Source organism: Streptomyces sp. NBC_00690, from assembly GCF_036226685.1.
Classification (GTDB): Bacteria; Actinomycetota; Actinomycetes; order Streptomycetales; family Streptomycetaceae; genus Streptomyces.
Genome location: NZ_CP109009.1, coordinates 4681035 through 4700799 on the forward strand (window position 1 = coordinate 4681035; position 19765 = coordinate 4700799).

18 protein-coding genes and 3 pseudogenes are annotated in these 19765 nt (G+C 66.9%); 11 read left to right on the top strand and 10 right to left on the bottom strand.

Annotation, left to right across the window (positions count from 1 at the left end; all coding sequences use genetic code 11):
- The first annotated feature begins 117 nt into the window (after positions 1-117).
- Genes OID54_RS20460 through OID54_RS20475 form a run of 4 tightly spaced genes read left to right on the top strand, consistent with a single transcriptional unit; the run spans position 118 to position 3834 of the window.
- Positions 118-768, top strand: coding sequence for a hypothetical protein (locus OID54_RS20460; RefSeq protein ID WP_329021520.1), 651 nt, complete (start codon positions 118-120; stop codon positions 766-768).
- Positions 765-1844 carry a peptidoglycan-binding domain-containing protein gene (locus tag OID54_RS20465; protein ID WP_329021521.1) on the top strand — a complete coding sequence of 360 codons (1080 nt, stop codon included), beginning with the start codon at positions 765-767 and terminating at the stop codon, positions 1842-1844. Before OID54_RS20460 ends, OID54_RS20465 begins: the two co-directional genes overlap by 4 nt.
- Positions 1841-2644: an ABC transporter ATP-binding protein gene (locus tag OID54_RS20470; RefSeq protein ID WP_329021522.1), complete on the top strand. Its 804-nt coding sequence runs from the start codon at positions 1841-1843 to the stop codon at positions 2642-2644. The genes OID54_RS20465 and OID54_RS20470 overlap by 4 nt, the downstream gene beginning before the upstream one ends.
- Entirely contained in the window at positions 2641-3834 is a 1194-nt protein-coding gene (locus OID54_RS20475; RefSeq protein ID WP_329021523.1) for an ABC transporter permease, read from the top strand. The genes OID54_RS20470 and OID54_RS20475 overlap by 4 nt, the downstream gene beginning before the upstream one ends.
- A gap of 631 nt (positions 3835-4465) precedes the next feature.
- On the opposite strand, the gene OID54_RS20480 is transcribed toward OID54_RS20475, so the two are convergent.
- The 6 genes and pseudogenes from OID54_RS20480 to OID54_RS20505 all read right to left on the bottom strand — a co-directional run bounded on the left by OID54_RS20480 (position 4466) and on the right by OID54_RS20505 (position 7763).
- A complete protein-coding gene (locus tag OID54_RS20480) occupies positions 4466-5278 on the bottom strand; it encodes a colicin immunity domain-containing protein (RefSeq protein WP_329021524.1) in 813 nt (270 codons plus the stop codon).
- Between the two features lie 176 nt (positions 5279-5454).
- Positions 5455-5820 carry a DUF6086 family protein gene (locus OID54_RS20485; RefSeq protein WP_329021525.1) on the bottom strand — a complete coding sequence of 122 codons (366 nt, stop codon included), beginning with the start codon at positions 5818-5820 and terminating at the stop codon, positions 5455-5457.
- Between the two features lie 276 nt (positions 5821-6096).
- Positions 6097-6735, bottom strand: coding sequence for a hypothetical protein (locus tag OID54_RS20490; RefSeq protein ID WP_383532380.1), 639 nt, complete (start codon positions 6733-6735; stop codon positions 6097-6099).
- On the bottom strand, positions 6735-7127 hold the full coding sequence (locus OID54_RS20495; protein ID WP_329021526.1) for an SseB family protein: 393 nt from the start codon (positions 7125-7127) through the stop codon (positions 6735-6737). The genes OID54_RS20490 and OID54_RS20495 overlap by 1 nt, the downstream gene beginning before the upstream one ends.
- Positions 7128-7200: 73 nt before the next feature.
- Positions 7201-7515: pseudogene (locus tag OID54_RS20500) on the bottom strand (RNase A-like domain-containing protein).
- 71 nt (positions 7516-7586) lie between these two features.
- Positions 7587-7763 (bottom strand): hypothetical protein, encoded by a 177-nt coding sequence (locus tag OID54_RS20505; RefSeq protein WP_329021527.1) that lies wholly within the window; start codon positions 7761-7763, stop codon positions 7587-7589.
- A 222-nt stretch (positions 7764-7985) separates the two neighbouring features.
- Here OID54_RS20505 and OID54_RS20510 point away from each other — a divergent pair, with 222 nt between their 5' ends.
- The 3 genes from OID54_RS20510 (at position 7986) to OID54_RS20520 (ending at position 10110) form a co-directional block, all read left to right on the top strand.
- Positions 7986-8903 (top strand): trypsin-like serine peptidase, encoded by a 918-nt coding sequence (locus tag OID54_RS20510; protein ID WP_329021528.1) that lies wholly within the window; start codon positions 7986-7988, stop codon positions 8901-8903.
- Positions 8904-9070: 167 nt separating this feature from the next.
- Entirely contained in the window at positions 9071-9520 is a 450-nt protein-coding gene (locus OID54_RS20515) for a hypothetical protein (protein WP_329021529.1), read from the top strand.
- A 371-nt stretch (positions 9521-9891) separates the two neighbouring features.
- Entirely contained in the window at positions 9892-10110 is a 219-nt protein-coding gene (locus OID54_RS20520; RefSeq protein ID WP_329021530.1) for a DUF6243 family protein, read from the top strand.
- Positions 10111-10123: 13 nt separating this feature from the next.
- Here the strand turns inward: OID54_RS20520 and OID54_RS20525 are convergent.
- A pseudogene (locus tag OID54_RS20525) lies at positions 10124-10294 on the bottom strand (VapC toxin family PIN domain ribonuclease); the annotation flags it as partial.
- 274 nt (positions 10295-10568) lie between these two features.
- A complete protein-coding gene (locus OID54_RS20530) occupies positions 10569-11060 on the bottom strand; it encodes an NUDIX hydrolase (RefSeq protein ID WP_329027664.1) in 492 nt (163 codons plus the stop codon).
- A 420-nt stretch (positions 11061-11480) separates the two neighbouring features.
- Here OID54_RS20530 and OID54_RS20535 point away from each other — a divergent pair, with 420 nt between their 5' ends.
- Complete coding sequence (locus tag OID54_RS20535; RefSeq protein ID WP_329021531.1) at positions 11481-11741, top strand: hypothetical protein; 261 nt, start codon at positions 11481-11483, stop codon at positions 11739-11741.
- A gap of 84 nt (positions 11742-11825) precedes the next feature.
- Here OID54_RS20535 and OID54_RS20540 read toward each other — a convergent pair whose 3' ends face one another.
- Both OID54_RS20540 and lepB read right to left on the bottom strand, forming a co-directional pair.
- The gene (locus OID54_RS20540) at positions 11826-12137 is read right to left on the bottom strand and encodes an NIPSNAP family protein (protein ID WP_329021532.1); all 312 of its coding nucleotides are present in this window, start codon (positions 12135-12137) and stop codon (positions 11826-11828) included.
- A gap of 298 nt (positions 12138-12435) precedes the next feature.
- Positions 12436-13092, bottom strand: a complete 657-nt coding sequence (lepB, locus tag OID54_RS20545) for a signal peptidase I (protein ID WP_329021533.1) — start codon at positions 13090-13092, stop codon at positions 12436-12438.
- A gap of 224 nt (positions 13093-13316) precedes the next feature.
- On the opposite strand from lepB, the pseudogene OID54_RS20550 reads away from it, so the two are divergent.
- The 3 genes and pseudogenes from OID54_RS20550 to OID54_RS20560 all read left to right on the top strand — a co-directional run.
- Positions 13317-13679, top strand: a pseudogene (locus OID54_RS20550) (tyrosine-type recombinase/integrase); the annotation flags it as partial.
- Between the two features lie 849 nt (positions 13680-14528).
- On the top strand, positions 14529-15905 hold the full coding sequence (locus OID54_RS20555) for a lipase/acyltransferase domain-containing protein (RefSeq protein ID WP_329021534.1): 1377 nt from the start codon (positions 14529-14531) through the stop codon (positions 15903-15905).
- A 4-nt stretch (positions 15906-15909) separates the two neighbouring features.
- A complete protein-coding gene (locus tag OID54_RS20560; protein WP_329021535.1) occupies positions 15910-19761 on the top strand; it encodes a hypothetical protein in 3852 nt (1283 codons plus the stop codon).
- Positions 19762-19765: the final 4 nt, after the last annotated feature.

A 19765-nucleotide genomic window follows, 5' to 3' on the forward strand; every position in this document is an offset into this window, starting at 1 on the left:
CCGAGACTGCCCGTCCGCTGCCCCGGCAAAGGATCGATGTGCAGGTCGGAGGCATTGTTACGTTCCCATCATGTGGCGATGGATCCACCATCATGTGAGGTGGCGAGGGTTGTGGACATGATCCAGAAGACGACTCCCCGTGCCACTGCCGGGCTGCGCCTGACCGCCCTCATCGCCGTTCCCGTACTCGCCTTCTCGGTGGCCTGCTCCGGCGGTGACGACAGCTCCAACGGCGCCAAGAGCCACGGCATCGCCGATGTGCCGGACACCTCGGCCCCCGTGCCATCTGCCAAGACCGAGACGAAGCCGGACACCCGCGCCAAGGGCAAGAGCGCCTTCTACGAAGCCCAGATGACGTACGTGCAGTGCATGCGCGCCAAGGGCGGCTACCCGGACTTCCCGGACCCCAAGCTCAGCGGCCACTTCGACTGGGCGAAGATCAACGAGATCGGCTCCCAACCCGGCCGCAACGAGGGCATCAGGGGCGGCAAGAACCGTGCCTGCGTCGATGAACTCATGGCGGCGATGGACGCCACCCCCAAGATCGACCAGCAGAAGGCGTACGAGTCGATGCTCGCGCACGCCCAGTGCATGCGCGACAACGGTATCTCCCAGTTCGCCAACCCGACCATGAGCGCCGGTAATGCCCAACCCGGTGGCCAGCCGAACCCGATGTCCCGGGCCTTCGACGAGGAGTCGCCGCAGTACAAGCAGGCCCGCAAGGCGTGTGAGTCGAAGCTGCTCGAAGGTCTGGACGGCATGCAGTGAAGCGTCGCACCGCCCTTCTCACCCTCGGCGCGGCGACCGTCGTCGGCGCGGTCGTCACAGGCGTCCTGTTCCTTGGCGAGGGCGGTGACGCGGGCGCCTCCGGCAGGGGCGGCGACCTGCCGCCCGGCACCACGACCGTCGTCCGCACCGATCTCGTGCAGTCCAAGACCGTCGACGGCAAGCTCGACTTCGCACAGCGCCGCGTCGTCAAGTCCGCCGTCGAGGGCACCGTCACCGTGGCCGCATCCGAAGGGAAGACCCTGACCATGGGGCAGGCGCTGTACGAGCTGAACGACAAGCCCGTCACCCTCCTGTACGGGCCCGTCCCGATGTTCCGCGAGATGAAGGCGGGCGATCGGGGCAGCGATGTGCTCCAGTTGGAGCGCAATCTGCGCGACCTGGGATACGGATCGAAGCTGTACGTCGACGTCCGGTACGACAAGGACACCGAGGCCGCGGTCAAGCAGTGGCAGAAGTCCCTCAACCGCGACACCACCGGCAGGGTCGGCAAGGGCGATGTCGTCTTCCAACCCGGGCAGGTCAAGGTGGCGTCCGCCGATGCGGCGCTGGCTGACCAGATCGCCCCGGGCGAACCGGCCTTGACGATCGCCTCCACCAAACCCGTCGTACGGGCTCAACTGGACCAGAAGGACGGCGCGCTCACCCGAAGCGGCACCAAGGTCGAGGTCACCCTGCCGAGCGGGAAGACCGTGACCGGCAAGGTCACCGGGACCGTACGCCCCGAAGAGGCCGCTGCCGAGGGCCAGGCACCAGCCCCCGAGGGGATCACCGTGGAAGTCGTCCTCGACGGCGGTGCGGGTGCCGCATCCGGCGAGGACACCAAGGCGCCGGCGAGCGTGAAGTTCGTCAGCGAGGCCCGCAAGGGAGTGCTCGCGGTCCCCGTCGAAGCGGTCGTCGCCCTCCGCGGTGAGAACGGCGGCTACGGGCTCCAGATCATCGAGGGCACCACCTCACGGATGGTGCGGGTGGAAGCGGGCATGACCGCCGACGGACAGATCGAGGTGTCGGGGCCGGACGTGCGCGAAGGCATGAAGGTCGGAGCGGCGAAGCCATGACGACCTCAGCGGACACGGTGATCGAACTGAGGGACGCCAGCAAGTCGTACCCGGGAGGCGTCCACGCCCTGCGCAGGGTGAACCTCACCGTCGAAGCGGGCGAACTGGTCGCCGTCGTCGGCCCGTCAGGCTCCGGGAAGTCCACGATGCTCCATGTCATGGGCACCCTGGACAGGCCCACCACGGGCACCGTCCGTGTCGCCGGGTACGACGTCTCCGAACTCTCCGACGCCCGACTCTCCACCCTGCGCGCCCGCCACATCGGCTTTGTGTTCCAACACTTCCACCTGGCGACGGGACGCGACGCGGTGGACAACGTCGCCGACGGACTGCTGTACGCGGGCGTACCGCTGAAGGAACGGCGACTGCGCGCACGCGAAGCGCTCGCCAAGGTGCGACTGGACCACCGCTACTCCCACACGCCCAACGAACTCTCCGGGGGCGAGAAACAGCGCGTCGCCATCGCCCGCGCCCTGGTGGGAAACCCCAGGCTGCTGCTGGCGGACGAACCGACCGGAGCGTTGGACACCGCGTCCGGGGAGATCGTCATGGAACTGCTGCATGAACTCAACGGGGCCGGCACCACCATCTGTGTGATCACCCATGACCACGACATCGCGGACTCACTGCCGCGGAGGGTGCGCTTCAAGGACGGCGAGATCGTCTCGGACTCGCGTTCCGTCCCTGTTCGGGACTCAGCCTCTGCCCGGGACTCAGCCTCCGCCCCGGAATCCACCTCTGTTCGGGAATCGGCCCCCGTCCGGGACTCCGCCTCCGCTCGGGAAGGGGCCGGTTCATGAGGAACGACCTCAAGCCCTCCCGCCTCTCCCTCCGCGACATCCTCGGGCTCGGCGCGGTCGGTCTGCGCGCACGGCGGGCACGCGTGGTGCTGTCGGCACTCGGCATCGCCATCGGGATCGCGACCATGGTCGCGGTCGTCGGTCTGTCGGAGTCCAGCCGCGCCGATCTGATGGCCCAACTCGACCGCCTCGGCACCAATCTCCTCACCGCCGAGGCGGGCGAGGACGAGAACGGGAAGCCGATCAAACTCCCCAAGAGCGCGGTCGCGATGGTCGAGCGCGTCGGTCCCGTGCAACACGCCACGGGCACCGCCGACATCGACGCCCGGATCCGCCGCAGCGATGTGGTGCCCGAGGAGCGCAGCGCAGGAGTCATCGCCCAGGCGGTCGGCGTCGACCTGCTGTCCACCCTCGGCGGCGAGGTCGACCGCGGCACATGGCTGGATGCGGCCAGCGAACGCCTCCCGACGACGGTCCTGGGCGCGGTGGCCGCGGAACGCCTCGGCGTCACCCGCACCGGTGAGACGATCATGATGAACAGCACGCGGGTGGTCGTCGTCGGCATCCTGAGACCCCTTGAACTGGTCCCCAATCTGGACCGCGTCGCCATGGTCGGATTCCCCGCCGCCGAACGTCACTTCGCCTTCGACGGCCATCCCACGACCATCTTCGAGCGCTCCACGGACGCCTCGGTCGAAGACGTGTGGGCGATCCTGCCCCGCACCATCAGCCCCGGCAACGCGGCGGGCGTCAAGGTCTCCCGCCCCTCGGACGCCCTCGCCGCCAAGGCCGCAACCAACGAGGGCCTGACGACCCTGATGCTCGGCCTCGGCGCGGTCGCCCTCCTGGTCGGCGGGGTGGGGGTCGCCAACACCATGGTCATCTCCGTCCTGGAACGCCGGCAGGAGATCGGCCTGCGCCGCGCGCTGGGCGCGACCCGCAATGCGATCCGACTCCAGTTCCTGACCGAGTCGCTGCTGCTGTCGGGCCTGGGCGGCATCACGGGCGCACTCCTGGGCGCGACGGCGACATACGGCTTCGCCCAAGCCCAGGGCTGGACGACGGTGGTCCCACCCTGGTCCCTGGCGGGCGGCCTCGCGGCCACCCTCCTGATCGGCGTGATCGCGGGCCTCTACCCAGCAATCCGCGCCTCCCGCCTCCACCCGACGGTGGCACTGAACGGGACGTGAGGGGGGCGGGAGCCTTCGAGGGGGCGTCGGAATCAACGTGCAGTTTCGACCCCCTCGCGCACCAGACGGATGCTTCTAGTCCTCTTCTCGACCTAGGGATCCTCTTCTCGACCTAGGGAGAGGAGATAAATGGTCCTTGGACCCCCGATGGCCTTCTCTGGGGCATCCGGGTCACTGGGTCTCCAGAAAGTCTTCCACATACTCGACGAGATTTCGAGGGAGTCGAGTGAGATCCATGTCCCGAAGCCGAGGCATGTATTCCGGGCTTGCGAACCCACTCGACCCCAACTCTACGAGGGCATTGAGCTGAGCTTCCATGACGTTGAGATCGCGCTCGCAGGTCGCGGTTGTTGAGATGACTTCCGCGAGCATCCGGACATCACTCTCCGAGTAGCTCCCCAACCAGTCGGGAACGCGATCGGCACCCACCTCCCGCTGTTGGGAATCCGGATCTGTCAATTGGCGGATCAGTTCCACTAGTTGGGTCGAGGTCAGAGGAATAGCTACTCCGTCGGGCTAATAGGGTCTGGTATTGGGTGATGGAAGTGAGTTGGTCCGTAGAACTAGGCGTTCAGAAGGAGGGTGCGATTTCTGGAGCGAACCCCATAGGCGCGGCATATCTAGTGAAGTATCACTCAAATGCCTTGGACTGCTCCATGAGATCGTGCACTCCTTGCCTCAACTCGCTGTCCGTCAAGTCTCCCGGCTCCTGGAGAGTCGGATCGATGGCGAAGTCTTCCAGCAGTGAGAAGACATGGTCGAGAGCTGTCACGATGGGCGCGCGAAGCCTTTCGCCGCTGTTTTGTGAGAGACGCCGAGCGTCTAGCCAGGCACGGGCGAAGTCCGACGCCGTAGAGTTGCCTGCAACGAATGCACGCATCAACTCCACCTGCCGATAGGCGCTTGTCCCTGCGGGCAGATCCTTTACTCGCGACCAGGCGAAATGTCGAACAGGCAGCGACTTTGCCACGCCTTGCAATGCAGGATACTTGCGGCCTGCCGCACGGGCATAGCGGGCGAAGCGGGCGCGGCCTGCGTCTATTCCTTCCGGGGCAGCCCCAAGGAGAAATTGTGAGGTGCCTGCCACGAGCGCGTATCCGGGCTGAGGGAAGAGAATTGCTCCAGATAGATCAGATGGTGCCAGCAAGATGGGTGGGCTGCCCCCCTCCAAACTGACTGCTGCTGAACCCAGGCCGGAAAGGCGGCGAGGCCGCTTAATGAGCCCTTCTTCTACGGCGGCGATCAGGATGTCATCTACCCTCTGCGATTGGCACCCTTTGACGATACGCTGAAGAAGAGCCTGATCCATCTGTTTTCCGGCGGCTACGGGAACGATGCTCTTGCTGCCACGGGACAACCAATCCTCAGGAAACTCGCCACGGCTGGAAAGTACTTCAGAGAAGCTCCCTTCGTCGCCGTTCAGAAAGCTTTCTCCTGTTACCACAAGAACCCCTTGTCGATTCCTACGGCGATGTTCGGTGCTTCGCCGCGCGCCGTCCCAGTGGGGCGTGGGAAGAGTGCCAGTGCGTACCGTCGGGAGTGACCGCCGAGGCCAGGCGGTCTTCCGTGCCCCGCAGTACCGACTACCGAACCGTCCCGACCTCGCCCCGAGCCGCCGGCTCACCCCGGAGGCATACCCGCTGCGACCCGCGCAGAGCGCTCTTGCCAGTACGCCTGTTCCTTGATGCCCACACCGTCCAGTGAATCCCCGGCGCGCGCCAAAAGGACCAGACCTACGGTGATCACGCCTTCGAGGAGTTCCCTCAGGGGCTGATTGTTCGATCTTTCATGGCTGGTGGCAAGCGAGCTGATGAATTCCAGGAAGAGTCGGTGATCGATCTCGCACTCGTCATCGATGATTTCTCCGATTCCGGACTCCATCGAATAGGCGCGAGCGACAACACGTGCATGACCGACGAAGATTTCAGCTACTCGGTTGGAGGGGTTCCATACATCCTGCCCCGAGATCGCTAGATAGCAACTCATCCGGCCCACCTTGTTCTCACATCAACTCCAGGATTGTTCTGCTGCCAAGTCTGGACAGCGCTTTCCACCGCTCCTCTGAACTCAGGAGTGGCGCCGGGGGCGACGAAGTCGATCCCAATCGGGGCTTCTTCCCATCCGTCGAGGTGGGATCGCGCACGCACATATGAGTCGAGCTTCTTGAAGACGTGCTTTTCCCAGCCCACTCCGCAGCATCCTCAACCGCGTCCTCCACCACATCCGGCGTGATGTCACTGACAAAGTCACCAATACCCACCGTCAGCTTCCCCCGCCTTGTTGCTGCTGCGCGCGTTCCTCGGGCGAAGGCCCGAACTGGTCATCCACTGCCCGGTCGAACTCCTGCTGGTCCACACCCAGCATGTCGTTCAAGATCCGTGATTGCCGCCCGCCACTTCCCTCCGTCAACAAGGCCCGGCCCGTGTCCTTCCACACCTGGGCGCCTTCCTCCTGCGCGCGGTCGAAGGACTCCTTGCTGTAGTCAGGACTGAGGTAGTCGGGGGTCATCAGATCGCCCCAGTTCTGTTTGACGATCTCGTCCTCGGAAGCGTGCGGATTGCCGACACCGGCATTCACCACGATCTTCAAGGTGCCCTTGCGGTATTGGTCCTCTTCCCACACCAGTCCCGCAGCCAGCCCCAGGGCGGCAGCCAGCGTGTTGGCGTCCTGGATCAGCGCGCGTACTCCCCACTCCCAGCGCTCGCAGAAGTCCTCGAAGTCGGTCGACAGTCCGTGATGCCCAGCCTCCATCCCGGTCATGGCCAGCTCCGAGAACCCCTTGCCCAGCACCGAGCCCGTACCGGTGCCCACCTCGCGCAACTCGGACACCGCCGCCCGCAGACCCTCGGTGACCTTGCGGATCGACTCCGCGTCGAATTTCAGATCCTCCGCGCCGCCCATCAGCCCTGCCCACCCTCGTCGACGGCGGCCGCGTCCGGGACGATCCCCACCACCGGCGGGAACAACATCGCCCCTTCCGGATCCGCGATGTTGACCGCCACCCCCGCCGGCTCTCCCATCGCCGGCACGATCTCGTCCAGCAACCGCGCCCCACGCAACTCGGCGAACTCCCACTCCCGCCCCGACTCACTCCGAGCCGCGGCAAACCGCGCGAACGCCTCTTCGTCGGTGAAGGCGCACACCCACCTCACCCCACTCAGTGAGGCCGTCCACAGACCCCCGCCTTCGAACGGCACCAGCAGCAAGGCCCTGCGGAACTCCCCGACCAGAGCGCGGGGATCGCCGACCCCGGCTCGTCGCTCCTCAATCCGATCGGTCAGCTCGGTACTCACTTCGAACCCCCGTAACGTCGCCTCCGACGAGCCTGCCCCAGGGCTCGGTCGAACGTCCAGAGAACGTGGGGACTCACAGCTGGGTCAGATGGAACTTGAACGGAACGTTCGTGTGGACGACGAAGCCGTGAAGGCTCGATTGCTCGCACCCCAGCACCATCCGCACCGCACGGACGTCGCCGGTCCTGCGGTCAGCCAGCCACTCGGCTCACAGCTGACCCAGATCCACGGGCTCATCGCGACTCGACCAAGCGGCCTCGACGGGGAGGCGCGCCCGGGTGTTCTGGGCGAGCCAGCGGTGAATGACCTGCTCATTGGCGGTCACGACCTGCTGGGTGGCCCAGCGGGCGGTCTCGCGATCGGAGTAGGTCGCGGAACGGGTCAGCATGGTCACCTTCTTCCAAGACACCCGGAACGGTTCGTCCCCGCCCCGGGCGTGTAGTCATTCGCGTCAAATGCTCAGTTTGCGTTGAACGACCAGAAGACCCCGACCTCGTCCGCGCTCACGGCGATCAGTCCGAGATCCATCATGTGGTCGGTGAAGGCCCGGCCACCGGCGAGTTCATCGGCGAGGAAGTCCGGTGAGGTGGAGACCCTGGCCAGATCGGAGGAGGTACGGAAGACGGCGTCGGCCAAGACCTCGTTCCGGTCCCCGGGATGGTGTTGCCCGATCCGTCCGGGTCGGGATCGCCCCCGGAGTCGACCGCTTCTGGGGCGGGTCGCCGGGCATCTGTTCGCGTATCCGCACACGCGTGTCACAGGACGTCGACAGGGACAACCGGCTCGGCGGCTTCCTCGCTCCTGTAGTGCGAACGGACAGCCCGTCCGCCAACTGCACCAGCCGAGGGGACACCCACCATGCCCGAGACCTCAACTTCCCTGATCCGTCGCCTTCGTGGTCGGGCCATGGGACTCGCCGTGGCCGGTACCATCCTCGCCCTCGCCGCCCCCCTCCCGGCCACGGCCATGGCTCCCAAGGCTCCTGCCGCGGCCGACCCGGTCTCCGTCCTGTCGTACACCGCCAAGGAGCGCAAGGCGGCTCTCGCCTACTGGACCCCGGCCCGTATCAAGGCGGTCGGGAAGTCCGTGGACCTCGGCCCCACCGGCCCGAAGACGAAGCCCTACCGGGGCGCCACCCTGAAGACCGTGGGGCGGCTCTTCTTCGTCAACGCCAACGGTGACGACACCTGGTGCACGGCCACCGCAGTGAAGAGCACCAACAAGTCCGCCGTGATGACCGCGGCCCACTGCGTACGCCGGGGCTCCTCCCCCTACAACACCAACATGGACATGGTGTTCGTCCCCGGCTACCACAAAGGCAAGATGCCGTACGGCGCCTTCGCGGTCCGCAGCGCCGTCACACCGCGCACCTGGGAGAACGACTCGGTGAACGACATGTCGGCGCTGGTCGTCGACGCCGACAAGAAGGGTCGCAAGCTCACCGACGTCGTGGGCAGCCAGGCCATCGCCTTCAACCGCACCGTCGGCGGCACCATCTCGGCCCTCGGCTACCCCGCCACCCGCCCGCAACTGGGCGAGGAACTCCTGCGCTGCGTCGGCACCGCCAAGAAGGAACACGGCGCGCAGTTCATCCCCTGTGACATGACCGGGGGAGCCAGCGGCGGCCCGTGGTTCGCCAACTTCAACACCACCACGGGCAAGGGCACCCTGGTCTCGGTCAACAGCACGATGGACTCCTTCACACCGACCAAGATGTACGGAGAGATCCTGGGCGCCACCGCCAAGAAGGTGTACGACCGGGCCCAGCGCGCCTGAGTCGCGGCCGGCTGGGCGGGGCCCGCGTTGCACCAGCCATTGACATCCTGCGGCGGGATAGGGCAAGTGGTATCCGCCTCCGGTGCCCCGGAACAGGGACGAACCAGGGGAGCCGGTCCCCCGACCGGACTCCAGGAGCACTTGCGCAAGGGGAGGTGCAAGAGGAAATGACCTACATCGAACGCCTATGGGGAGACTTCGAGCTGCCCCTCAAGGACGCCCTTCACTATGCCGACGGGCACTCCTACGGTGTTGCCCTCGACTCCGCCGCACCGAGGGGCTTCACGGTGCTCTCCCTCTTCGACCTCACGAAGATGATGGAAGGTGATCCGTCGGGGGTGTCCTCGGTGGATGGGCTCACAGCTGTGGACCTGGGAAAGAAAGGGCTGCTGTGGGGCGGGGAGGGTTCGTACGGGTCGGAGGGCTTCATTGCCCGCTTGACCGCCGACCGTGCGCTCATGTGGGCGATGTTCTTCCTGGAGTCCAATCCATTTGATCGGGTTCGGCTGTCCGGCAACATCGCTGCCTTCAGCTCCACCTCGGGACACAAGGTCGTGGTCGACATCGACGATCCGCGAACGCCGATCTCCGGAACCGAATCGGCTCGAACTACGTAGGGGATATCCCGCTCCCCTTTCTACGCTTCCGCGGTGGGGAGAAGTACCCGTGCAATGGCTCGACGAGCGGTGGCTCGCGGCGACAACGGATGAGCCACACCGACGGCTGCTGTCGCTGCACGTCCTGCCGACTCAAGGGGAGCGTCGCGACGCTCAGCGCGCCGGGTGGCAGGCCCGGCCGATGCCCGGGCGACGAAAATGCACTGGTGTGCGGGGCCGACGGAACCGGGTAACGTCTTTGTCATGTTCTTCCAGACGCCGATTTACGAGTGAGCGTGTGACGGGCCCCTGCTGACGCCCTTCGATGCGTCGCGCCCGTCCCCCACCGATGAATCCGTAGATCACTTCACACCACTACCGGGAGGAACCCCGTGACCGTGAGCAAGAACATCAACAATCCCGTGGGCATGGGCGGCGGGCAGCGCAAGAAGCTGTCCCGCGCCGAACGGCAGAACAACGGTCCCCACCGCAACCTCGACCGCCAGGGTGCCGCCGACCAGAAGGCGGAGCTGGTGCGCAAGATGCGCGAGAAGGCAGGCGCAGCTGAGGACACCGCGCAGACGGGCGACGACGACACGACTCAGAGCTGACGCAGGGCGGCACAGCGCGGGACACCAGGCTGCCCAGAATGTCAGCGAATCGACGCCGCGGCTTGCGGCCAGCTCCGATCACGGCCGCGCACACTCTGCCGTAGACACGGGCGGCTTCGACGTCGAACGGAACGGGGTCGAATTCGTTCTCGGCACGTTGAAGGACGTCCATGGCGAGCCTGCGGCCCTCGAAGATGGCGGCCAGGCGCCCGAACTGGTCGGCGCTGACCCTCGCACCGCCAGGGGCCTCCTTGCGCTTCTCGCAGCAGTACAGGCAGTCGATGTCGCCCGTCTCGCCGCGCGTCTTGACGATGACTGACACCGCGGTGCCGGTGTCATCGGCGTCCAGGCTCCGGTAGAGCCCGCCGATCATGTGGCGCTGCTCTGTGCTGAGGTTCATCGACTCCCCCTCCTATGCTGCCGTGGCTGGATGCGCTGCTGTGAGCCCGGCTGGCTGGCTAGTCGGACAAACGCCCCAGCAGGGCGCCCTGGCCGGACTGGAGAATGTGCGCGGCCTCCAGCGGGAGCCAGAAGCACTCGAAGTGAGTGGGCTTCTGCTCGCCGTCGTGGTCCTCCTGACTCCTCCACCGCTCCGGGGTCGGCTCGGTGAGCTCCAAGTGGAAGACGTGCCGGTGCTGGATCTCGAACCGGTACGGGCTGATGTCGTACTCGGTCTCGCCGAGCTTGCGAACGATCTTGAAGTCCGACCGGCCGGTCTCCTCGCTGGCCTCGCGCAGAGCGGCGGCCTCCGGAGTCTCACCGGGACGGATGCTGCCTGCGGGGACCTGGATGCCGACCTCCTCATAGGAGTAGTCGGTGTGGCGGAAGACCAGCAGGCGCCCGTCCCGCACGGCGTAGACGAGAACCTTTTCCTTCGTGACTTTCTCGGGGATAGCGAAACCTCCACTTGGTACAGGAGCTGATTCCTGGCCCGGCCCAGAAAGGACCAGGGACTGCTTATCCCCGTGCCGACCATGACCGGTCAAGTGCTGCGGGCAAGCCCACGAGTCTAGGGCCCCAACTTGCCCGTCTAATCAGCGTCATTCAGTCGATGGGACGCTCTGCAAAGAGCCCCCCGCTTGTTGGAGTCACGGTCCGACGCCTGGCCCTCGTTCGGGCATGCGATACCGACCCCGCTGTTGGTGTACGCGCCCTCACCGCCGCCCGATCGGCTACTTCGTCCACACGATCGGAGGGCAGGCGTCGAACCCGATCGCTGCCTTGATCCGCCCTTCGGCCATCTGCGCTCCGGGGCAGATCGAACTCCGCCCAGCAGCGCTTGCCCGTCGCCGTCAGATCGGCACCGTGGCGGTTGGCGAGAACGGATATGAGATACAGGTCGCGCCCGGACTCGGCAGAGACTCGGCGAGATGTCCTTCGCTCGCATGGACCTTGCCATGGCGCGGTTGGGCCGAGGCGACATCGACGGAGCCGGAACCCAGATCCACACCGTCTTGGAGGTGCGCGCCCGGCGCCGCACCGAGAGCGTCGACCACCGGCTCGGCCGTTTCAGCCGTCGGCTCGCGCTGCACCCCGGGGCCGGATCACCTGTCACGATCGGCCTTCGTGAGGTGATCATTGCTCATCAGGAACGCATGCCCGCTCAGCTCCCACCAGGAAGCAGCCAGTGACCGGGGACCTGGTGGCACCTCTCTTCAAGGACACCGCAGTGGGCTCAGCCCTGCGGAGGGATCGCGCCGCGTACCTCCCGTCGGCTAGGACAGGCCGTCGAGCGGCCTGAGGAAACGGCGCTCGTAGCGCTTGATGCAGCGGGTGTCGCGGGCCAGTTTGAAGGCTTGCAGGCACTCGGGGTCGGACATGCTGTCCGAGCGGTACTGCTCGTATGTGGCCAGACTGGGGAAGGAGAACAAGGCGAAGGCAATGTCGCTGTCGCCCTCACTCGGCAGGAAGTAGCCGTGGTGCGTCCCGCCGAACCGGTTGACGAGCCGGACCCAGCGGCGACCGTACTCCTCGAAATCCTCCAGCTTGTCAGCGTCAATCTCGTACTTCAGGTGAATGGTGATCATGCCTGCATGATGCCGTGTCACGGACGGGCACTACATCGTCCGGCGGCCACTGGACACTGTGGCTGTCCATGCCCGTTGATGTCTGCGGTGGGTGTCGGCGCAGGGGCGCACCCTGCGTGACAGTCCGGCGATTGCGCTGGTGGACCGATTCTCCACCTTGGCCGTCCAAGAGTCAGCGAGTGTGGGTCGGCCCGATGGTCGCGATTGCGGACGCTGCCGGCGATCGCGCCCTCGCCCACCGAGCCGCCGCTCACGCCAGCCACAACACAAATACTCAAGCACAAATACTCAAGATCGATTAGGTCACGGGCCACGGTGGCACAGCCGCGAGCGATCGCCGGGCATGCCGCCCGGCCGCGTGCCCTCGGATCCCCAGGCCGATCCCGACCAGGGTCAGCACGATCCCGAGCGGCACCAACACCGCTGGCACGGTGAAACCCTTGTGCACTCGCCCGAGCACCCCGGAGGCCGCGACGCTGCCCGACTGCTTGTCGAGGAAGTATCGCGAGTCGTTCGAATTCCCCCGGTGATCGCCCAGCAGGAACAGCCGCCCGTCCGGCACCTTCACGTCGTATGGTCCGGTTGTCGGGTTCACTTCGCCGCGCATCACATACGGTTCGTCGATCGGCTTCCCGTTCACCGTGATCCGACTTCCGTCGCTCACCACATGATCGCCGCTCATCCCAATGACCCGCTGCAGGGCCGGTCTCCCCTGATAGCGATCGGGCACATGGACGAGTAGGACATCACCCCTACGTATCTCGCCCGCGCCAATGCGCTCGATGACCAGCCGCTCGCCTGGGCGGTACGTGGGCTTCATCGCCTCGCTCATGACGGTGGCCCCCTGGTAATTCGTGAAGAAGTACCCGATGCCCCCCAGCGCCAGGACCAGCCCGAGGGGCACAAGTAACCAGGCCGCAACTCTTAGCCCGCTGCCCACTCCCCGCTGCTGCATGAACACCCCTCCTTTGAAAGTCCCGAGGCCAGGCGGACCGGTAGAGGCTAAGCGGCCTCGAGGCGGGAACGCACCTCGCCCGAAGGGAGAGTGTCTAGTAAACGCGGATCTGTTGATCACGGAGACGGCCAAGTGAGTGAGATGACGATCGAGCAGGAGTGCGTGGCTGAGCCGGTCGGTGTGGCCACGTCGGACGAGCAGTTGATCGCGATACTGATCGATCGGGCCCCGGCGGATGCTTGGTGGGTGAGCGGGGCAAACCGTTCCGGCGGTCCGCCTTCGGGCGGAGGTGGCGCAGGGCTCGTACGACGGTCGGTCTGCCGGGCGACTTCCGTTTCTACGATCTTCGTCACACCGGCCACACTCTCGCGACACGCTCCGGTGCGACCCTCAAGGACACGATGGTGCGGGCCGGGCAGTCGTCGGAGAGGGCCGCGCTCATCTATCAGCACTCGGATCTTGAGCGGCAGAAAGAGGTAGCGGGCGGACTGGACCGGATGGTGCGGCTGACCCGTGAGAGGCTCGCGAGGAGCGCGAAAAGGGTTCAGGTGGTGCGCAGGTGGTGCGCGAGCCCTAGAGAGGTCTAGACAACACGAAACCCCCGGGTCTCCGACCTGGGGGTCTTCTTTGGAGCGGGTGACGAGAATCGAACTCGCGCTCTGAGCTTGGGAATCACAGGTCTTTCGGGCCTGGATGTGACCCTGACCTGCAGAAACGGCTACATGCGCATGTCTGCGTAGTCTCTCGGGCTGACCGCTGTTGACCGTGGCGCCCCGCCCTATCTGGCACGGATCTGGCACGGCGCCACGCGATGACGTAGCTGAGCTCCTCAGTCTTCGTCGAGTACTTCCGACTCGTAGAGCCGGTGATGTCGTCGAGCAGCGAGAGTGCCCACCCGGCACAGTTCGCAGGTTCAGTGTCCACAACGGCCTTCTTCGTCGCCTGCGAGAGGTCGCCCTTGAGCTGATTGGTGAAGAAGCGCTTGGTGAAGGCGCCGTGGGCAGATCCATCTTCGCTGCGCAAGATGCCAATGCGTCACGCAGCAGGGTGCGCAGGCAGGCGTCGATGCCAGCCGTGGTGAAGACGACGGCGGCACGGGCCTGATCGAGGTGAAGTTCAGTTGCCCCGCGTGGGTCGTCCTTGGCGGCTCGCGAGTCTCGGGTAGAACCCGTACACCACTTCCCAGGATGCAACCACTCGGCACGCGGAGGTCTGCCGCCATCCCGCAACCCCCGTCACCCAACCGCAGGTTCATGTGGCGCTCTGGGCGCCTTGCTGTACTTGGGGAATGACCCAAACCTCTGTGAAACCCGCAGCACTTCAGCATAATGGTTGAAAGGGGTCATCCCCAGTCTCGTGCGTCATCGGGGGAACAGATGCGGCATGCTGAGCAACGGCGTCTTCTGCACCACGCGGTTGTGATCGTCCCGGGGATCATGGGAAGCGAACTCGTCGACACGTCCACGGGAGATGTTCTCTGGGGTGTGCCCGAACTGTTTCGTTACACCATTAGGCGGCACCGCCGAAGACTGCGTTCCCTCGCTCTGACCGACGAGGAGCGCGCCGGTCGCATCGGACGGGTGACGCCGAGAGCTCTGCTGTCGGTGTGTGAATGGCTTCCGGGCCTGGGCGGGATCGAGCCCTACAGCAGATTGGTCGGCCGGCTCCGGCGCGGGGCGGTACACCCGGCGGCCGTTTTGCCGTTCCCCTATGACTGGCGGCTCTCCGTACGCCACAACGGAGCTCTGCTGGCCGAGGCCGCCCATCGTCATCTGGAGGCGTGGCGCGCGCATCCCGCCCACACTGACCACATGATCCGTACGGGGGAGGACCGACCTGCGGGAATCCTGTTCGTGGCCCATTCGATGGGAGGGCTGCTCATCCGCGAGCTGTTCCACATCCCCGGCGCCGCCGATGAGATCCGAGGGGTGATCACTGCGGGCACGCCCTTCCAGGGCTCGGTCAAGGCCGTCCTCATGATGAACTCCGGCCGTGGTGCGCCGCTGCCGCTGCCAGCCGATGTGCTGCGCGAGATCACCCACACGATGCCCGGTCTGTACGACCTTCTGCCCTCCTACCGTTGTCTCCAGGATGGCGACGACATGCGGGCCCTGACTGTTTCCGACATCACCGCGCTCGGCGGCGACCGCGGCCTCACGGAGGATTCGCTGGGATGGCAGCGCGACCGGGCGGGCACCGCTCTGTCCAAGCACAGCATGATCGTGGGTACGGAGCAGCCGACCGCACAGAGCTTCCGGATGGACGCCGGTCGAGCGGTCGCCCAACACCACATGGTGATCCGCCGTCACGGCGAGCTGCGCCGTGACGAAGGCGGCAAGCCGGTCACGGAGGACCGGCGTGGGGATGGCACCGTCTACCGATTCGCTGCCCACCTGCTGGGCGTCCGGGAGATCCCGGTCGCCCAGCAGCACGGATCCCTTCCGCGCAGCAGCGGCGTCCTCGACGTGGCCGTAGGCGCGCTGAGCGGGCTGCGTCACCCTGAAGAGCTGGGCGATGTGCTGGGCGACGGGCGTTATGGGCTCGACGCACCGCACTGGGCACTCGTGGGGGAGCCCTTCACGATCCGACTCACCGGGACCGACGACCCGGCCGCGGTTGACTGCCTGGTAGAGGAAACCACAGGTTCCGGATTGACGCTCCGCCCGGTGCTGCGCCGGGACCGGGACGTACCGGGCTCGCTGTCGGCCCACTGCACGGTGCCGGGGCCGGGCCTGTACCGGGTCGAGATCTCGGGCGGCAGCGAACCCGTCTCCCAGCTGGTCCTCGCAGGTTCCGCCGCGGACGGCGACTGAGCACATGGACACGGAGCACGGTGCGGGCGCCGACGAGGACATGCGGGTCTTCCCGATCCACGCCCTGCCTATCAGTACGCTGCGGACGATGGAACCGCTGGCAGCCGAGAAGGAGGTGGAGGAGATCTCCGCTGTCCTGGCCCAGCTCGGCGGGCAACCCGTCGACTGGGAACTCGGCTTACGGGAACCGGATCTGGCGATGGTCGACGCGCGGCTGGCGGACTGGGCGGCGGGCGGCGGGGCCCGTACCTCCGCGGTGTTATGGATCGGGCACGGACAGTCCAAGGCCTCCGGGACCTCGTTGCTGGTCCCCGGGGTGCCGGGCAGTGCCACGGACGCGTGCTTCGTGCCGCAGAGCCTCGCGCGACACCTCCACGACGAGAGCCGACGCCGACACGTCGAGGGCGGTCACTGGGTTCTCGTTGTCGTCGAGGCCTGTGGGGCGGCCGGGTTTGTGGAGCAGGTCGCCACCGAACTGGGGCATCTGAAGGCCACCCAGGACACGGCCCTGCTGCTGATCGCCTCGGGAGCGGACATGGGCACCGGCTACCGGGGCGCCTTCCGCAGGAAGATTACCGAGGTCCTCGACGGATTCACCGACCAGGACCTGGACATCGACCCCCTCGACCTGGCCGGCCGGCTGGGAAAGTCCGCTGACTTCGTCGTCTACACGTACGGCCTCTACGGAGCACTGCCGCTGCGTCGCCGAGTTGCGGTGCCCTGCCTGGTGAGCGCCACAGTCCAGGACTACGGCAGACTCAAGCGCCTCCTGGCAGGAACCATGGACAGCACCCTCGCGCACTTCCTGCGTAACGGCATGGGCAGCGGATTCGCCGAGATGTCCTGGGGCTTCACCGGCCGTGGGCCCGACCTTGAGGTGATCGCCGACTGGGCCCACAACCCAAGCGGTTCTGGTGTACTGATCGTCACCGGTTCGCCGGGTGCGGGGAAGTCGGCGCTGCTCGGCAATGTCCTGTTGCACGCGCATCGCGACATCGGCCAGGCACTCGCCGCAGCGGTCTTCGCCGAGCGGTTGCGGCCGGATCTGCGGCTGCCGGACTTCGACGCGGTCCTGCATCTGACCGGGAGCACCCTGCACGACATCACCGGACAGGTCGCCTCGGCGTTCGGTGCCGGGCTGCCTGACCAGGCGCACGACACCCAAGAACGGATCGCCGCCCTCATCGTCGCGGCGCAGGCCCGTGCGGCGACGGCTCCGGTGTTCTTGCTCGCTGACGCCCTGGACGAATCACGTGAACCGATGCTCGTGGCCGGACTGCTGCGTGAGATCGCCTCGGTGCCTGGAGTGCGGCTCCTGCTGGGCACCCGCTCGTCTGCGCAGGAGCAGCCGAGCCGCGGGCAGGCCGGTGGCGAAGAGCTCCTCGACGCGCTCGGCTGCTACACCGGGCGCGCTCAGATACACCGGCTGCGGCGCGAGCCGCAGGCAGTGCGCACCTTTGTGGAACTGAGCCTGGGTCAGGGTCTCGGTGATCGGTACGCGACCGGGCCGGACCCTGCCGACCTCGTCGGCAGGATCGCCGACCTGGTTCGGGACCGGATCGCCGACGGGTCCTGGGAGTTCTTGCAGGCGTCGCTGGTCGTGCAGGAGATCCTGCGGGCACCCGATCTCCTCGAGCCGGGCCGGACGGCGGATCTCGAAGCCCTGCTGGCCCACGATCAACACGGCCTGTTCAACGCCGCCGTGGCACGTATCACCAGGGACTTCCCGCCGGCCGGGCCGCTGCTGGCCGCACTCGCCCATGCCAGGGGCCGCGGTCTGCCGCGGGCCGACCAGGTGTGGGCCACCGTGGCCGGTGCGCTCGCTGAGGACGGCACCGTTCCGGCCGACGCGGACATCTCGACGCTGCTGCACCATGCCGCCGCCTACGTCCTGCTCGACGGCGATGACCGGCGCAGCGTCTACCGGCTCGCACACCGGACCTTCTCCCAGCCTTTCCTGGCGGACGACAGCATGGAGCGCCGCCTGTCGATTGTCACGGCGCTGGCCTCGCTGGCGGCGGACCGTTCGGATGCCGCCCCCCGTGCTCCGCTGAACGGTTATCTCTGCCGTCACCTGTCCGGGCACGCCGCTGATGCCGGTCCGGCGGGCTGGCGGGAACTGGCCCGGTACCGCCAGGTGCTGGACCGGATCGACATCCCGGCGCTGGCGGTGGATGTGCTGGGTGCCCGGCTGTTCGGATCGGCCCCTGGGGGACTGCCCGGGGAGGTGGCTGGCACCTTCGACTCGGCGGATCTGATCCGGGCGAGCAGCCTGGCCGACCGGCCCGGTCTGCGGCAACTGGGAACCGCGCGGGCCACGGGCGGGCTGCCGGAGGCCGGCCCGGAAGCGGCCTGGAAGGTGTGCTGGAGCCGGGTGCGACGGCATCCCCCGCACCTGAAACTGAATGGCCACAGCTACCCGGTGAGTGCGCTGCGACCCTGGGGGCCGGGATCGCCGCTGATCGCCAGCGGCTCGGAGGACGGCACCACCCTGCTCTGGAATCCGTGGACCGATCACACCCCGGTCACCGTGCTGCCTGGCCCGGCGGACATTGCGGGCACCCCTGGCCACAGTGTCCTGGCCCTCGCCACGGTGTACCCGGACGGTGACGAAGGCCTGCTGGCCGTGGCCCACCAAGACCGCCGCTTACGGATGTGGGACAGCCGGGGCAGGCCGTTCGCTGACGAATTCGAGATCGACACCCCAACCTTCCTCACCGGTATGACGGTGCTCAACGGCGACCGTCGACGGCTGGCGATGGCCGGCTGGAACGGTTACCTGGCGCTGCTCGACCCCCACAGGCCCGGTATCAGGCCGCGTACGGCCGACGACCCCTTCGGCGGAAGGGTGCACAGCCTGGCCGCCGTCACCGGCCCTGATGGGGAACCGCGCCTCGTGACCGGCATCGAGGGAGGTTCTCTCGCGCTGTGGGATGCCTCCGGTGACGGGCCCCGGCGCCTGCGATCCGTCAGGACCGGCACCGAGCCCACCTCGTTGGCCGTGCTGTCCGACGCCCCGGGGCACAGCCTCGTGGCCGTCGCGAATATCGAGGCCGCCGAGCAGCCGGGACGGGCCGACGCCTCGTTGCACTTCTGGACGCTGTCCGGGAACGACCTGGTGCCGGCCGATGCCCCGCTGCATACCTGCCACGACGCCTTGACGGCCCTGACTGTCCTCGCGAACGCTGATGGCACGCCCCGACTGGTCACGGCAGGCAGGGAAGGCTCAATGCGCCTTTGGGATCCTGGTAGGCGAAGCTCGATGGCATTGCTGCGCAAAGGAGCGTCGAAGGGGATCACACGGATCACGCCCATTGCGGGGCCCTCCGGCCAGTCATTGCTGGCCACCTCGGGACCCGGTGATCGCACGCTTCGGATCTGGGATCCCAGCATTCCCGACTCCTCCACCACGCCAGCCGGCGAGACCTACAACCGCCGGGTCGCCGCGCTGGCCCGCGGCGTCTCTCCCGACGGTGTCGAACTGGTTCTGATTACGGAGACGGACGGCACCGTCCGGGCCTGTTCCGCCGCCGACGGGAGCGATCACTCCGTCCCCCGGCCCGTCGTACCGGCACCCCGGACCGCGACCCCGGTACGCGTGCACACCAGCCACGAGGACACCGTCACAGCGTTCACACGGCTTTCCCGAGACGTCCTCGGCCGGCCGGCGGAGGCCTCGGGGAGTGCGGACGGCACTGTTCGGCTGTGGGACATGGAAAGTGGGCACGAGCTCCGGGTGCTGCGCCTGGGGTCGGCCTGCCGGGCGCTGGCCGCGCTCGACGGCGGCCGACTCGCGGTGGCGCTGGACGACGGACTGCTGGTTGTGGAGATCACGCCTGACACTCGGCGTAAGTAACAGG

Bases quoted from the DNA above. Each gene is read 5' to 3' on its own strand.
- OID54_RS20460 (WP_329021520.1), top strand. From the start codon at position 118: ATGATCCAGAAGACGACTCCCCGTGCCACTGCCGGGCTGCGCCTGACC.
- OID54_RS20470 (WP_329021522.1), top strand. From the start codon at position 1,841: ATGACGACCTCAGCGGACACGGTGATCGAACTGAGGGACGCCAGCAAG.
- OID54_RS20475 (WP_329021523.1), top strand. From the start codon at position 2,641: ATGAGGAACGACCTCAAGCCCTCCCGCCTCTCCCTCCGCGACATCCTC.
- OID54_RS20485 (WP_329021525.1), bottom strand. From the start codon at position 5,820: ATGAGTTGCTATCTAGCGATCTCGGGGCAGGATGTATGGAACCCCTCC.
- OID54_RS20490 (WP_383532380.1), bottom strand. From the start codon at position 6,735: ATGGGCGGCGCGGAGGATCTGAAATTCGACGCGGAGTCGATCCGCAAG.
- OID54_RS20510 (WP_329021528.1), top strand. From the start codon at position 7,986: ATGCCCGAGACCTCAACTTCCCTGATCCGTCGCCTTCGTGGTCGGGCC.
- OID54_RS20515 (WP_329021529.1), top strand. From the start codon at position 9,071: ATGACCTACATCGAACGCCTATGGGGAGACTTCGAGCTGCCCCTCAAG.
- OID54_RS20535 (WP_329021531.1), top strand. From the start codon at position 11,481: ATGTCCTTCGCTCGCATGGACCTTGCCATGGCGCGGTTGGGCCGAGGC.
- OID54_RS20540 (WP_329021532.1), bottom strand. From the start codon at position 12,137: ATGATCACCATTCACCTGAAGTACGAGATTGACGCTGACAAGCTGGAG.
- lepB (WP_329021533.1), bottom strand. From the start codon at position 13,092: ATGCAGCAGCGGGGAGTGGGCAGCGGGCTAAGAGTTGCGGCCTGGTTA.
- OID54_RS20555 (WP_329021534.1), top strand. From the start codon at position 14,529: ATGGGAAGCGAACTCGTCGACACGTCCACGGGAGATGTTCTCTGGGGT.
- OID54_RS20560 (WP_329021535.1), top strand. From the start codon at position 15,910: ATGGACACGGAGCACGGTGCGGGCGCCGACGAGGACATGCGGGTCTTC.